Origin of the sequence: Okeania sp. SIO2F4 (assembly GCF_010672385.1) — a bacterium.
GTDB lineage: Bacteria > Cyanobacteriota > Cyanobacteriia > Cyanobacteriales > Microcoleaceae > Trichodesmium.
This window is the reverse complement of record NZ_JAAHGT010000004.1, coordinates 1-14,758: the sequence shown is the minus strand read 5'-3', so window position 1 is coordinate 14,758 and position 14,758 is coordinate 1. Positions and strand designations below refer to the sequence as shown.

General features: G+C 36.1%; 12 protein-coding genes and 1 tRNA gene. 4 read left to right on the top strand and 9 right to left on the bottom strand.

Annotated elements, in window-relative coordinates:
* Positions 1-48 precede the first annotated feature (48 nt).
* Positions 49-552, top strand: coding sequence for a heme-binding protein (locus tag F6K22_RS00435; RefSeq protein WP_293092172.1), 504 nt, complete (start codon positions 49-51; stop codon positions 550-552).
* A gap of 613 nt (positions 553-1,165) precedes the next feature.
* Here F6K22_RS00435 and F6K22_RS00430 read toward each other — a convergent pair.
* The 6 genes from F6K22_RS00430 to F6K22_RS00405 form a co-directional block, all read right to left on the bottom strand.
* Positions 1,166-2,110, bottom strand: coding sequence for a DMT family transporter (locus F6K22_RS00430; protein WP_293092170.1), 945 nt, complete (start codon positions 2,108-2,110; stop codon positions 1,166-1,168).
* A gap of 319 nt (positions 2,111-2,429) precedes the next feature.
* Complete coding sequence (locus F6K22_RS00425; RefSeq protein ID WP_293092168.1) at positions 2,430-3,128, bottom strand: PEP-CTERM sorting domain-containing protein; 699 nt, start codon at positions 3,126-3,128, stop codon at positions 2,430-2,432.
* A 603-nt stretch (positions 3,129-3,731) separates the two neighbouring features.
* A tRNA-Glu gene (locus F6K22_RS00420) sits at positions 3,732-3,804 on the bottom strand.
* Between the two features lie 526 nt (positions 3,805-4,330).
* Complete coding sequence (locus F6K22_RS00415) at positions 4,331-5,458, bottom strand: S-layer homology domain-containing protein (protein WP_293092166.1); 1,128 nt, start codon at positions 5,456-5,458, stop codon at positions 4,331-4,333.
* A gap of 102 nt (positions 5,459-5,560) precedes the next feature.
* Complete coding sequence (locus F6K22_RS00410; RefSeq protein ID WP_293092165.1) at positions 5,561-6,415, bottom strand: DUF4231 domain-containing protein; 855 nt, start codon at positions 6,413-6,415, stop codon at positions 5,561-5,563.
* A gap of 136 nt (positions 6,416-6,551) precedes the next feature.
* Complete coding sequence (locus tag F6K22_RS00405; protein ID WP_293092163.1) at positions 6,552-7,349, bottom strand: pantothenate kinase; 798 nt, start codon at positions 7,347-7,349, stop codon at positions 6,552-6,554.
* A gap of 156 nt (positions 7,350-7,505) precedes the next feature.
* Here F6K22_RS00405 and trxB point away from each other — a divergent pair, with 156 nt between their 5' ends.
* Both trxB and F6K22_RS00395 read left to right on the top strand, forming a co-directional pair.
* The gene (gene trxB, locus F6K22_RS00400; protein WP_293092161.1) at positions 7,506-8,867 is read left to right on the top strand and encodes a thioredoxin-disulfide reductase; all 1,362 of its coding nucleotides are present in this window, start codon (positions 7,506-7,508) and stop codon (positions 8,865-8,867) included.
* 916 nt (positions 8,868-9,783) lie between these two features.
* Positions 9,784-10,296, top strand: a complete 513-nt coding sequence (locus F6K22_RS00395) for a hypothetical protein (protein WP_293092159.1) — start codon at positions 9,784-9,786, stop codon at positions 10,294-10,296.
* A 521-nt stretch (positions 10,297-10,817) separates the two neighbouring features.
* Here the strand turns inward: F6K22_RS00395 and F6K22_RS00390 are convergent.
* Complete coding sequence (locus F6K22_RS00390) at positions 10,818-11,756, bottom strand: cobalamin-binding protein (RefSeq protein WP_293092157.1); 939 nt, start codon at positions 11,754-11,756, stop codon at positions 10,818-10,820.
* A 524-nt stretch (positions 11,757-12,280) separates the two neighbouring features.
* Between F6K22_RS00390 and F6K22_RS00385 the strand changes: the two genes are divergently transcribed.
* Positions 12,281-13,003 carry a pentapeptide repeat-containing protein gene (locus F6K22_RS00385; protein ID WP_293092155.1) on the top strand — a complete coding sequence of 241 codons (723 nt, stop codon included), beginning with the start codon at positions 12,281-12,283 and terminating at the stop codon, positions 13,001-13,003.
* A gap of 400 nt (positions 13,004-13,403) precedes the next feature.
* Here the strand turns inward: F6K22_RS00385 and F6K22_RS00380 are convergent, their stop codons facing one another.
* The gene (locus F6K22_RS00380; protein ID WP_293092153.1) at positions 13,404-13,736 is read right to left on the bottom strand and encodes a pentapeptide repeat-containing protein; all 333 of its coding nucleotides are present in this window, start codon (positions 13,734-13,736) and stop codon (positions 13,404-13,406) included.
* Positions 13,737-14,069: 333 nt separating this feature from the next.
* Complete coding sequence (locus tag F6K22_RS00375) at positions 14,070-14,306, bottom strand: photosystem II protein, Psb35-related (protein ID WP_293092151.1); 237 nt, start codon at positions 14,304-14,306, stop codon at positions 14,070-14,072.
* Between the last annotated feature and the right edge of the window lie 452 nt (positions 14,307-14,758).

Sequence of the window (14,758 nt, the reverse complement as noted above, 5' to 3'; positions counted from 1 at the left end):
AACAAAAAAAACAGTAGATCGAATCTTACATCAATCATCCAAAAAATTATGTCTGCATCCTTACCCCAAGGTTTTCCTCAACCTACTGAAGTAAATGTCATCGAAGTTAAAGAATATCCCCAATACCGCGCCGTCACCTACACCCATACAGGTGATTCCCGCATGGCAACCAGAATTGCTTTCGACCCACTATATCAACATATCAGCACTAATCAAATTGCTATGACAACACCTGTGGAAGCTCGTTATGTCAGGGAAGGCGAACAAACAGAAGTATCTTTTCTCTATTCCACCCCAGATATGACTCCCCAAAAAATTGATTCTCAGGTGATGGTGAGAGATACTTTGCCAATGACAGTTGTAAGTATTGGAGTGCAGGGTGCTTATACTTGGGAGAGCTACGAACAAAATTTGCAAAAGTTGAAATATTGGTTGGCGCAGCACCCAGAATATGAAGTTGTGAGTTCCCCGAGACGGTTGTTGTATAATTCGCCAATGACACCGGAAGAGTTGAAACGGAGTGAAGTGCAGATTGAAATTAGGTTGAAGTAGTAGTTTCATGTTCGGTTGAATGGTTATAATTAGGGCTCGTAGTAAGACTTTAGCCCTAATATGAGGATGTCAATACCCCGATATGATCAGGACTTACGAAAAAATGAAATTATACGCCATCTGTAGGGGTTAACGGCCGTTAACCCCTACTATATATGGTGGTTATGCGTAAGTCCTGATGATATAATTCCTGACTTCCATCCACGGGAGCAAGATGCTCCCACTGCCTTCCACTATCCAATAATTGAATTTTAATAGATAGCTAATTCTTGATCTTTGCTTCGAGTGCTATATAAGGTGAACTAAAATTATATCACAGCGTTGCTGATTTGAGGTATGAAATTTAACTAATTGAAAATTTTCAGCCAAAACAATAGTGCAAATTGTATCATGTCCGGTTGAATAGTTATAATTAAAGCTCCTAGTAGGGCTTGAGCAATATCTATCTATTATCGGGCTAAAGCCCTACTACAAACAAAATTTTTTTTATCACGCTCTTATCCGGACATGATATTATACCTATTTATTCTTGTTTAGTTACCGAAAAACTCCTTCCTAACTCCTGACTCCTATGAAATCATACATTTATTCAGCAACGTCTATATCATATTAACTATAGTAAACGTCGATGTTCTTGACTCAAGAGCAAAATACCTATAGTGACAATAACAATACCCAGAATTTGCAAACCATTAATAGTTTCTTGAATAGTTAACCATGCTAAAATTGCTGTCAGACTGGGATTAGTTGCGCCAATAGTTGCAGCAGTAGTAGCACCTATCAACTTAATTCCATAATTAAACATTAAATGACCACTCAAAGTAACGATCGCTGAGAGGAAACCACCAACCCACATAGGAGTCCAGTTAAGGTCAGTATTGTCTCCCTGCCAAATAAATAAACTAAGAGTAGATAACCCTAAAGTAGTAGCAAAACTAATCCAAGTAAAGGGAACTGGATGTATACCTTCAAAACTTTTTTGTGCATTTACAGTATAGAGAGCATAAGCAAGTCCGGAAGCAATGCCAAAAATTACTCCAATTCCATTGTAACTATCGGATGTTGTCTGAGTATAAGGAATAGTCAGAAAAGTTCCAACTAACACAACTACCATTATCATCCAGCGAAACCTTGTAGGGGGAATACCTAAAAATACCCAAGAAAACAGCGAAGTGAATATTGGGTAAGTAAAAAACAGAGTTAAGGCAATTCCAGTTTGGATTAAACCTATAGATAGATAAAGTAGTGCTAAATAGAGAAACATCAACACTCCACCAAGGAGCGATCGCCCTAATATAGGACGCGCTTCATTATTTCCTAATGCTCGAATATCTTGCCAAGTAAGCGGGTAAAGTTTTGCCGCGAAGGATGCCATCAAAGGAACTACTAATACCATCCGCATAAACATTAGTAGAAAAGAATTTTGTAGGTTAGGTATAACAAATCCACCTGTGGGAAAAATCCCTAAAATTGTTTGTTCATTAAAAAGAATTCTGACAATAACATTTTGGAAACAAAAACAGAATGATGCAAGTAAAACAATAATAAAACCAAACATATAGCTGAAGTCAGAAGTTTGAAGTCAGAAGTCAGAAGTTAAATTCTTACTGTGACTATATTTGATAATTTGAGAATGTCTCGCCCTTAAGAGCAGGGTTTAAATAAAGGGCAGTTTTCGGACTTAAAAAAAGTAGGAGTCTATACTATACTATAAATTTTCTTGGACTCAACTAAATCAACTTTTTTACTCCCAATAAAAAAAATGCTATGTCTTTCATAAAAAGACACAGCTATTCTGAATAATTTAATCTTGTTTAAGCATTCAGCGGTCAGCTATTAGCTATCAGCTTCATTACCTTTAAATGCTTACGAGCTGGTTATTTTTGTTTGCGCTTTAAAACAGAAGCACCACCAAATGTACCTAAAGCTAATAAACCTAATATTGAAGTCGGTTCAGGAACAGGAGTTAAATTGATATTATCAAAATTCACATCACCAGAACTAGAAATAAAAATCTGATTAATTTCTTCAAAACCTTCTATTGGTAAAGTTTGAAAAGGTAAGGATATATCATTACCAATAGAATATTCTGTAAATTGACCAGACACTTGTTTTGTCGGGTCAAATGTTGTAGAGATTAAGATTTTAGTATCATCAGTTGTATAACCATCAATTGCTCTTTCATTATTCCGCAATTGATAATCTAAACTTTCTAAATTGAAATAACCACCATTTTTTGAAGTGATAAATACACCTAAAAGTCTTAAATCTGTGGGATCTTCTGAGTTAGAGCTAAAATGTTGAGCTTCATAACTGTTACGAGAATGAAAATGTCCAGTTTCACTAAAAAAAGCTTCGTCACTACCTATTTTCCGTGCTGAAAATGCTGCTACATTAAATCCATTTTCCATAAAACATTCAGCTTTAGTCAATGGAGAACTACAGGTATTCACATCGCTAGTATATATTTCTGCATCGAAAGTAATTGTTGCTGCTTTAGCTTCTGCACTACCAACTAAAAGCATAGCTAAAGTTGCAAAACAACCAATACCTGTAGTTTTCAAATTTTTGAACATAATATTATAGATGCCTAATTTAAGTAAAATTCCGGTTAAATATTAGCATCTATATCTTGAGAGGATAAGTGTCTTTACATAATATTTATCTATGACAAAACGTCATATTTGATAATAGTTAATATAGCTTTATTAAAAAAGCATATAATTGACTTTTGATATATTTTTTTTGATTTTTAAAACAAAGTAGGGATGTGCTATGGAAAATCCCTACAAGAGTTGTATTTTTTAAGTAGGTAGGTCTAGTTAAACGTTCAAAAAATTGTAGGGGCGGGTTCATTATTGAAAGTTTAATGCTCAACCCTTAAGATGAGATGAACCGGCCCTAATGCACAAAATTACCCATGTCAGCCCAGTAGAGTCAGAATAGAATTTCAAAGTTTTTGCTTTAGGATTACTGTAGATTAATATATCGACCAAGACAAGAAAAAACTTCCTTTTAGCCAATCCTATCTGTTATAAGAAGAGGTAATTATTAATTGTTAATTATTAATTATTGAACAAACCCCTACTCTTGTTTAACTAGGTAATTATTTGATATCTAAAATGACAAAAAATTAAAAGGATGACAAGAAATTAAATTTTGTCATCCTTTATTCTTTATACCCCCAAGGGAATTCGAATCCCTGTCGCCTCCGTGAAAGGGAGGTGTCCTAGGCCTCTAGACGATGGGGGCTTAGTTCTTTCTTTTAACCTTTATTAGGATAGCGAATTCCTAAATAAATGTCAAGGGGTATGAAAAAAAATTTTCTCCAGCACTATTTGGCCATATTCAAACCAAAGTTTGAACCTTTGAATCTCAACTAAATGCTCCGATACTATGAGTGCTAACCTAAAGCTAACAATGCACAGCCAGATTAACCTGCTGAGGGGGTATCTCCCAATGTCTACAAGAAAACCTGTAGATGCTTTTAAATACTTACGTCGCCTTGGTTATCGGCCGGCACAGAGGTTTTAATTACTTGACCATGCTAGGGATAACTTATCAGGATAGCGGTTACTTAGTGGCCTGGTTTGACACCACAAACTACTCTGTTTGTCATATTTTAGCATAATCTATACAACTCGGTCGGTATAACTATATCAATATATATATATGAATAAAAATTAGTAAATCAACAATAGTTAATTAACCTTCCTCCTTCTTCCTTCCTCCTTCTTCCTTCTTCCTTCTTCCTTCTTCCTTCCTTTCCACTAGATTCTCACTTTGCTTGCAAGGCCATCTGAGCCGAGATACCATCGTTCTGGTCTCCAAAATACCATAGAACAGCAGCAGCTTCAGCCCGACTCACTGTCTTATCTGGCCTAAACAATCTGGTATAACCAAAAACCCGACGAATATTAGAAAAATTATTCTCAGCATCTGCTAATACTGCTCTCAAAGCAGCAGGGTCAATTTTAGAAGTATCTTGAAAATCCCAAGCTGCCTTAACTTTCTCTATTGTCGCTTCTGGTAATGGTTGCCGAAAATCTAAAGGTACCTTCCAAAGAATTAAATCCTCACGAGTTAAAAAATCATCTGGGCGAAACTTAACCACATTAACATCCCCAGATAAAGGACTAGCAATTAAACCTGCTTCTGCCAAACCTTGAATTACAGCAAAGTCGGGGTCAGTTTTTGGCACATCCTCAAAAATTGGTTTTTCATTTGCTCTAGCTAATCGGATATGTTTAGCAGAATTATTAGCAAACATCTCATTATTTGCACTTACTAACCATCTAGCATATACACGCCGACTGACAAGATTTTGAGGTTCTAATATAGTTGTCGTATCGGGATTATCCTGATTATTGGTTTGTTCCTGCTGAAATACTCCCAGTTTGGCCAAATCTGTAATGTATGGACGTAATCCTGTTGGTACATCTCTGAGAGCTTTTTTTAATACAGGAGACTCTAAAGGTGTGGGGGTAGGAGTCGGCGGTATACCATCAGTAGGGAATGGTGTTGGTGTCGATAGTGCTGCTACTGCGGGAGTAGGAAATTCTTCTGGTGATACTGTGAGATTAGGCAATGGCTGAATTTCTGGTTGTGGAGTTGGTGGTAAAGTTGAGATGGCAGAAGGTTCAGATTTCTCCAGCAACTCGGAGTTAGGAGTTGGGGAGATTTCTGAGGGAATATCAGTTGGAAGTTGTACTGGTTTTTCTAATTGTTGGTCGTTTTGATTAGAGGTTTGATTTGATTGGTTAAAAGGAGGATTATTTTCTAACTCGGGGTCTGCTGCAAAAATTTCCTCTAGCTCTTTGTTGGCAGAATTATTGGCGCAACTACTTACGGAAACTAATAAACAAATAGTTAAACTAGCAAATATAAGGGATTTATTTAATAACATATTCAATTACATAAATTTAGTTGCTATTTTTAGGGAGGAAATAAAGACCTCCCCTTATCCTAAAAATGAAATTTTTTAGGTACTCTTTAATAAACTTATTGACTACTTAATAGCTACTGATGGACTATTATTCTTTTCTTCCTTTTTCTCTTCTTGTTGTTGTACTGATTCTTGCCCTTCTACTTGCTTGAGATGAATAGTATTTACTTTAGTAATAAAGCTAGCTATAGAATTTCTTGCCGTTTTGCAACGTTCTATTGGATCGGCAACATCATAAATTTTATAACTTGGATTTGTTCCTAAGAGAAATTTTTCCTGTTCCGCTTCTAAAAGTTCTACTACTCTATTAGCAGAAATCCAATTTTCTTGGAAAGGAAATGAAGTTACAACACTAGCAACAATAGAAGCGATCGCCGGACAAATTACAGGTAACCATTTCAACCAAACCTGGCCTGTTTCTAATTTATCAACCAGAACTAAAATTGGGGTAACTCCAGAAAAAACTATTGTTCCCAACTGTAAAATATAGTAGATATTTCTGGCTTTTTGGCGAGTTTTTTTATAGTCATCTATTAACTCTTGAGTATAATTTAAAGCTTTTTCTACAGCTTGAGTTATTTGAGTACCTTCTGGAGAATTTTGTAGTTGTAAGACACTACCATATAAGGTTGCTTTTTTAACTATATTAGAATCGCTTACTGTCTTGGTGTAGTTACTTTGTAATTGGTTATTTAGAAGCAACAAGAAAATAAACAAACTAATAGAAACTACTAAAGTGATGAGTAATTTAAGATTTTCTGGGAATAAATAAACTGTAATTCCCGACCCAACAGCAGTTGCCAAAGATAGGTATTCAAGTATTCTCAAAAGTGGTAATATGCCAGGACTAGGTGGTTTTGATTTATAAGTATCTACCTGGATACTTGTCTGAGAATCTATCATTTCAGAACTTGTCATACTTTAACTTGTTAGTTTGATAAATGGACAAAATAGACAATTCTATCTGAGGGAGGTTGCTAAAAAGCTACCCTAACATAATCTTACAATATACTATTCTTCAGTAAATAATTCATATTTATCTTCATATTTGTTTCTATTGCTGGGAAATTTTCTGCCATACTTTTGCCATTCCCCAAAAAATTACATCAGGTGCATCTATAACAGTTGCAGCTAACTCAGGAAATATTGTTTTAAAATGAGTCAGTAATATGTGGCGATCGCCTCCAGTCAATACTATTTTACTATCAGGAAATTCTTCTAGCCAAGATACAAGATAATTTTTCATACCTGCTAATATGGTATAAATTATCCCACTTTGAATTGCTGTTGCTGTTTGTTTTGACCACCTTGGAGGTAACTCTAAAGGTATATCAATTAATGGTAACATAGCTGTTCCCTTTGCTAAGGATGATAACTGTAACCTTAGCCCTGGTAAAATAGCTCCTCCCACTATTTTTTTTTCGAGGTCAGCACCAGTAAAGGTCATTGCTGTACCAGAATCTATGACTAATATAGGCCAACCCAAGTTTGTACCTGCACCCAAAACTGCTAAAGCTCTATCTATTCCCAGAGTAGGATAAAGTCCTTGCAGTGATAACTTATCTAGAGTAATCATATCAAACCTAGTATAAGTTTGCCAAAGTGCTGTTTGTTCGGGAACTACTGATGCTATTAACAAAGGCATCCCATAATTGAAGTTTATATTCTTACTTTTTAATATACTTTTGAGGCTTTTTTCTATTCCCTTTTCCTGATTTATATGAGATTTAACTTCCTTTTGTTGAAGATATTCAGTATCCCAAGTATTCTGAAGTATTGCACCCGCAAAATAACCAAAATGTAACCGGGAATTTCCAATCATTAAACCTAGCCATTCTTGATTTTCAGACATAGAAAAATTTAGTTAATTGATAGTCGCGACGATCTGATTTTTCTACGATAGTATAGAGCGTCGAAAGTTTCACTGTTTGTGTAGCAAAACAGCTTCTCAAGTTGCATAATGGGAGATACTTATACCGTTTCACGAAAGTCAAATTTTGAATTAACTATGACTAAGCAAAAAGTAGAAAACTTAGTAGTAATAGGTTCTGGACCAGCAGGGTATACCGCCGCCATTTATGCTGGACGTGCCAACCTCAAACCAGTTGTGTTTGAAGGCTACCAAATGGGAGGTATACCAGGCGGTCAACTAATGACAACTACCGAAGTAGAGAATTTCCCTGGTTTTCCTGAAGGAATTACTGGACCTCAACTAATGGGACGGATGAAAAATCAAGCAGTTCGATGGGGAGCAGAACTATATACAGAAGATGTTACTTCTGTCAACCTAACTCAGCACCCATTTACTGTTAAGTCAGAGGAACGGGAAATCAAAACCCACAGCATAATTATTGCTACTGGGGCGACTGCCAAAAGACTCAACCTCCCTAGTGAAGAAAAATTTTGGAATAGTGGTATTTCCGCCTGTGCTATCTGCGATGGAGCTAGTCCAGGTTTTCAAGGAGTAGAACTGGCAGTTATTGGGGGTGGGGATACGGCAGCAGAAGAGTCTATATATTTAACTAAGTATGGTTCTCATGTTCATTTGTTGGTACGCCGGAATCAGATGCGGGCAAGCCAGACGATGCAGGACAGAGTGTTGGAAAATGACAAAATTACTGTTCATTGGCAAACTGAGGTGGTAGATGTTTATGGTAAGAGTTGCTTGGAAGGGGTGGAGGTGAGAAATAGTCAGACTGGTGAACATAAGAAATTACCAGTTGGAGGTTTATTTTATGCAATTGGTCATACTCCGAATACTCAAATTTTTCAAGGGCAGTTAGAATTGGATGAGGTGGGTTATGTGGTGACTCAAGATCTAGTCAAAACTAGCGTTCCTGGTGTTTATGCTGTGGGTGATGTGCAAGACTATGAGTTTCGTCAAGCTATAACTGCTGCTGGTAGTGGTTGTATGGGGGCGATGTTGGCAGAGAAATGGTTGTCGTCAAAAGGTTTGGCACAACAGTTGGCTCCAGAAAAGAATGTAGAAAAGTCGCCGGAAGAATCTGAAAATGGATTGGTTGTTGATACTGTTGAGAGTTTTGAGCAGAATGCTACTCACCATCTGGGTGGTTATGCTTTACGTCGCCTTTACCATCAGAGCGATCGCCTAATTGTTGTGAAGTATTCTGCTCCTACCTGTGCTCCATGTCATGCTTTGAAACCTATTTTGGAGAAGGTGGTACAGGAGTTTGAGGGAAAAATTCATTATGTGGAGATTGATATTGAGGAAGATCCCGATATTGCTCAAAATGCGGGGGTCATGTCTACACCGACGATTCAGTTTTTTAAGGATAAGGGTTTGGTGGAACAGTTGAAAGGTGTGAAGCGTAAGAGTGAGTATAGAAAAGTGATTCAAAGTAATATTTAGGAGAATGTTGTAGTTTTGGAGTTTTCACTAATATTATGTCTGGTTGAAAAGTTATAAATAATTAGGTAGGAGTCAGGAGACAGGAGACAGGAGTCAGGAGAAAAGAATTTATCAACAGAAAGAAGTGTTTTCATCACTAATTATCTGGACATGGTATAACTATTTGTAGCAAACATCGATTGATTTTGTATTAGACCTCTCCAAACATCCCAAATAAAATCAATTATTATTGATAAATTATCAATTATTTTTTCCTATTACCTATTTTTTTGATCGAGAGTCAATTTCTGTTCATAAGCTCCTAAAACAGTATTATTTAGGGTTTGCTGAAAAAGTCTTATAGGTGAGGGTAGGAGTCAGGAGTCAGGAGTCAGGAGTCAGGAGGAATTGGGAATTTAGAGGAGGCTGGAGGAAACATCATCCCTTGATTTTTCTGCCTCGGATCAACCCAAAATCCTAACTTTTTGAGCTTTTTAGGACGAAAACCTTGTACTTTTTCCAGACCTAAAAATGCTGAAACCTTTACCTGTCAATGCTTTTAGATTTAATCAGCAAGCCCTATTTAAGATTTAATCAGGACTTACGCAAATATACTATATATAGAGTTCCAAAACCATAACGTTACAGTTTTTAACGCTATATCTGTGGTCTGGTGCGTAAGTCCTATTTAATTTAATCTATCTCTTTGTTTTTAGCAAGTTTTTTAGTCAAAATTCATAATTAAAAAGCCAAAAGCAAACAGAGGTTATAGGAATTGTAATAATATTATCTGAAAACAAGAATTGCTAGAATTGATGAAATTGGAAATTGCTGTACTCCAATTTTATAATTTTAGTTTTTCTAATCCTACCAATCTGACTTAATTTCTAGTCTTTTTCCTTACTTTACTTTAAAAATTCTTTATTCTTCAAAATTTATGCTAGAAATCGAAAAAATCCAATCCATTGCGAAATATTATTCCCCACAAGAACTTTTTGCTGCACTTGTTTGGCAACGTCAGTTTAATCAATTTGATGGAGAAGAGGTAATTAGAGATTTGATAAAAAATTCTACTTTATGGGCAAGTTTTTTATTCACAAAACCGATTTTTGCTCCCGATGAAAATGGCTTGAGTTTTAGTGGTTTAATTGATACACTTTTAGCAATGACTAACTATCGTCCTATGCCACATGAAAGTATAATTAACTTTGTATCTTATCCTGCTGATACACTTTATATCCTTACTGAAAATCAAGCAACAATAGTATCGTCACTTTTAGACTTGGGGAAAAAATGGCGTGCTGATGCTGTAGATATTATTGATGGCATAAATGAAGAATATGCTTTCAGACTTCAACGGTGTCTTAAAGCTCGATTAACAGAAACATTAATGAGCGAAAATAAACCCTACCAACGAGATGCTGTTGTTATTTCTTATTGGTGGGATTAAAATTTAATCAAGTCAGAATTTATATGAAATACGTTAATGTTTGCTACTAAAGATTGATAGGGAGATGGGGAGATGGGGTGATGGGGTGATGGGGGGATAGGGTAATGGGATGATTCGTATATTTGCAGAATTTTTTGTATTTCATATTTAGATAGGGGAGAAGAGTTCATTAATTGATAATTGATAATGGATAATTGATAATTACAAGAAGGTTAAAACCGTTCGGGAATTGAATATTGGGAAATTCAATATCACTTTTTTTCCCCTATCCAAGGGGAGGCTTTAAACCATAATTAATTAATTATGGCTCTCCTAGACTGGTTGTGGCTTCTTAGTAGTTTAAAGGACCTTAAACCCTTAAATAGCAGAGGATCTAACCAAATAAAAAGGAATTTTTGTTATAATTGCTTTTTTGTATGACCATAATCCTTGCATAGCAAGGTTTATGGAGTTCCTAAGTGTAGTAATTTATCATAGCTACCCTAGAAGAGCCGTAATTATTAATTGTTAATTGTTAATTATTAATTATTAATTAGTAACTCCACCCAACCTATTCCTTGATAACCAAAATTAAATAATTTAGGATGTAAAATTTCTGCTAAAATTTCCAAAGAATCTACTAACCTTGGTCCCGGACGATTGAAATAAGAATTACCATCAGTAATATAAACTTTTCCCGACTTAACTACAGGTAAATCTTGCCATTCTGAGCTTCTAATTAACTCCAAAGTATCTGAGCGAGTACGTTCCAAATCAAAACCACAGGGCATAAAAATTATTACATCTGGATTAGCAGTTAATAACTCTTCCCATTTTAACCAGGGAGAATGCTTTCCTATCTCTCCAAATAATGAGTTTCCACCAGCAAGTTTAACTAATTCTGGTATCCAATTTCCAGCAGCCATTAGTGGGTTACTCCACTCAATACAGGCAACTTTCGGAATATTATTAACTGGTAAATTTTGTGTTTTTTCCTCACAAGCTGCTACCCTTTTTTTCAACTGATAAATTACCGCATTCCCATCCACTCCTAAATTATTTGCTACTCGTTCCATATCTGCCCAAACTTCTGTCAATAAATTAGGCTCTAAAGAGATAACTTGAGGATGGCTTTTTGTTAAACTTTTGACTGCTGTTTCTACATCCGCCAAACTAACAGCACAAACATCACATTGAGCTTGAGTAATAATATGAGTAGGTTGTAATTTTTCTAATGTTTCTAGTTCGACACGATAGACACTTAAAGCAGACTGTAATAACTCCGTAGCGCGGTCATGAATTTCCCGACTACTACCATCAGGATTAAATTTAGGTTGAGTACAAACAGGTAAATTTTGAATTTCTGGAGGATAGTCACATTCGTGACTTCTACCAACAATAGCTTTCGTTAACCCTAATGCTGCAATAATTTCTGTAGCACTGGGAATTAGAGAAACAATCTTTAGTGGGTAATCAGTCATTATCTTCTGCTTCATAAAACTGATACAAAGCGTCACGTAGCGTGACAAATTGATGTTTACTTCCTGCTGTACGGACGTTGCATGCAACGTCCCTAAGGCCGTCGGCGGTTACTCATCCACAGGCATTGACGGGTTTTGCCCACCGCATCTTATCAGTCTACACTTACATTTAAGTCTTTGTCGATAAACATAACTAAAAAAGTCCTCAAACCCTTACTGCGCCGTTCGAGCGTAGCGAGCGGGATTTCTTGTGAGGTCTATGTCTATATAGATAGACACCCCAGAAATGTTACTTGCAGCGATTAGTGCAGAAGATACAAATTTCACCCTCCCTGCAAAGCCATGTGAAGAGAACTAGCGTATTAGATCGCGCTCCGTATCGCAAATTGTTAACTAAGTCGAAACTCCTGAGTACATGGCGTAGTCTTTTCTTAATAAAAAATTAAGAGTTTATGAGTATCTATTAGTATTAGTATTTTGGGAAAATAGTAACTAGAGCAAAAAATATAGCGTAGATACCCATAATGAATAATACCAAGCAATTGCTACAAGATTATACTAATGGTAACAGAAATTTTATTGCTACAAAACAGCAAGAAGTTGGCCTTGAAGGTATTAATCTCAGTGGTGCTGACTTTAGTAATTCCGATTTTAGTGATGCTGACCTGATGAATACTAATCTCTCTGGTGTGAATCTGAGTAATGCTAACTTGAGTGGGGCAAATTTGGTGGGGGCGAATTTAAGTGAAGCTAACTTAAAAGGAGCTAAACTGTGTGAAGCTAACCTGAGTAATGCTAACTTAAGTGGTGCTAATCTCTCGCAAATTGATGCAAATCGGGCTTTTCTTTTTGGTGCTAATCTTTCCCAAGCTAATCTAAATCGGGCTTTTCTTTTTAGTGCTAGTCTAAGTTATGCTTGTCTAATGCAGGCGAGTATGAAGTATATAAGTTTGATTGGTGCTAATCTGGTTGGTGCTGATTTGAGTCATGCTGACTTAACTGGTTCGTATTTAATTGTTACTGATTTGAGTAGTGCTAATCTTTCTCATGCTAATTTGAGTCTGGTCGATCTCAATAGTTCTAATCTCTCTGCTGCTGACCTGACCAAAGCCAATTTTAATGGTGCTGATTTGAGTAGTGCTAATCTTTCTCATGCTAATTTGAGTCTGGTTGATTTGAGTAGTGCTAAGTTAGCTGATGTAATTCTACCTGATGGTATTGACTACCAAACACTTTGTAAAAGTTAAAAAGTTATTCTGTTTCATGGATTTACTTGAGTGGCAAATATATTTTGCCCTATTTTTGAATACAGGGTGCATTCTATTAAATAGGATAACTGCCACTATACCTCGGCTACCCTAAACGCTTTGCAGGGTTGGATATTTGGGGGATGAATTGTAGTTTTAGAGAAAGAGGAATTCATTAATGGATAATGGATAATTACCTCTGGTTAAAACCGTACGGGAATTGAATATAAGAAAATATCCTAGCACTTTTTTTCCTCTTGAAAGGGGAAGCTAATAAAGCTGAATTATTTAATTAATAATTAATAATTAATAATTAATAATTATTCCGTAAAAGAAGGGATTTACCTTTTATTTTTATGCAAAGATTTATCCCTTGGTTGAGCAACCCCCGCTTTGCAAACTAAATACCAATCGCGTCTGTAGTATCAGCTCCCGCAAAGATAGCTGTGTTTAAATCTAGAGCATTAGTGCAGTCAGACTTAATCAATTGAGAGTTACTAAAGTCGGCATTAGTTACAGTTGCTCCAATTGCTCCAATTGCTATACCATCTATAAATGAAATGTTTTGTGCATCAACACCAGTCAATATCGCATTTGAGAGGTCTGCTTTATCTAGATTAGCAATAGGTGTACCTGCTGTAAAGAAATCAGCACCTGTAAAGTTAGTACCAATAAAGCTTGCTACCTCCAGACTAGCTCCACTCAGGTCTGCTCCTTGAAAATCAGTCAGCATATCTCCACTGGATTCCTTAAGGTTAGCTCCTGTTAGAATTGCAGTTAATTAGTTTGACAGTACGCGATCGCACATCAATTGATTGCTGTGCCATACTACTACCGTTATTGATATTACCTTAGCCAAATTGAAGCAAAAAAAATTGCCCCAACAGAATATATCTGCTAGGGAGGAAATCAAATAATTCAAGCTTTCAGAAACAAGAGGAAGAAAAAAATTCAACCGTGACTTCTCATAGGAGGTTGATTTTCTTGTAGTAGCTTGGAACTAATAAGATTGCTTCCTTCTACTACATTTTTGTCCCAATGATGGGATACTATCTTTGACTATTACCTAAGCATTTAAACCATTAACACGCTGACTAGCATAGGCATCCATACTATACGACGGAACTCGGTTGTTGTAGTCTAATCTATTGCCAGTCAAAGATTCAGATAAATTTTCAAAAGACTCAGAATTCCAGTTACGCTCGTGGATAGGCTTTGTTTGCTCGCCCAAGAAGTAAGCTTGACTTCCGATTACTGCAGCAGCTACCCAAGCGATTACGAATAGTGAGATTAAAATAACCATAATTTGCTTTTCCTTTACATTTTTTAACTTTACTGTAAACAAATGTAACAAGTTATTGCTTGAAGTGTCAAGTTAATGTATAGACGGCAAACTGAATAAAAAGCCATAGAAATCCACACCTGTTCATACTTGACATAAATTAAAAATATGATATATTTATTAGTTTTGGTGTAAAAATTAGGAGTCAGGAGTCAGGAGTCAGGAGTTAGGAGTCAGGGGGTAAAAACAGAAGCTGAAATATTACTTAAATATACTTAAACTTACTTTTTTGGCAAATTTTTAGTCGTAAATGGCAAAGCTTATGTCATACTTAAATTATTAGGTAGAGTTCCCACCGATTTTAAGCCTGTGGAGAAGATAAGTTACAGCCCATGGGGCAGTGGTCTTCATTGAAGCAGGAAGCTTGTCTCCAGAGCTGCTAACATCAGTTTGGGTAAGTTTGGGTAAGTTCA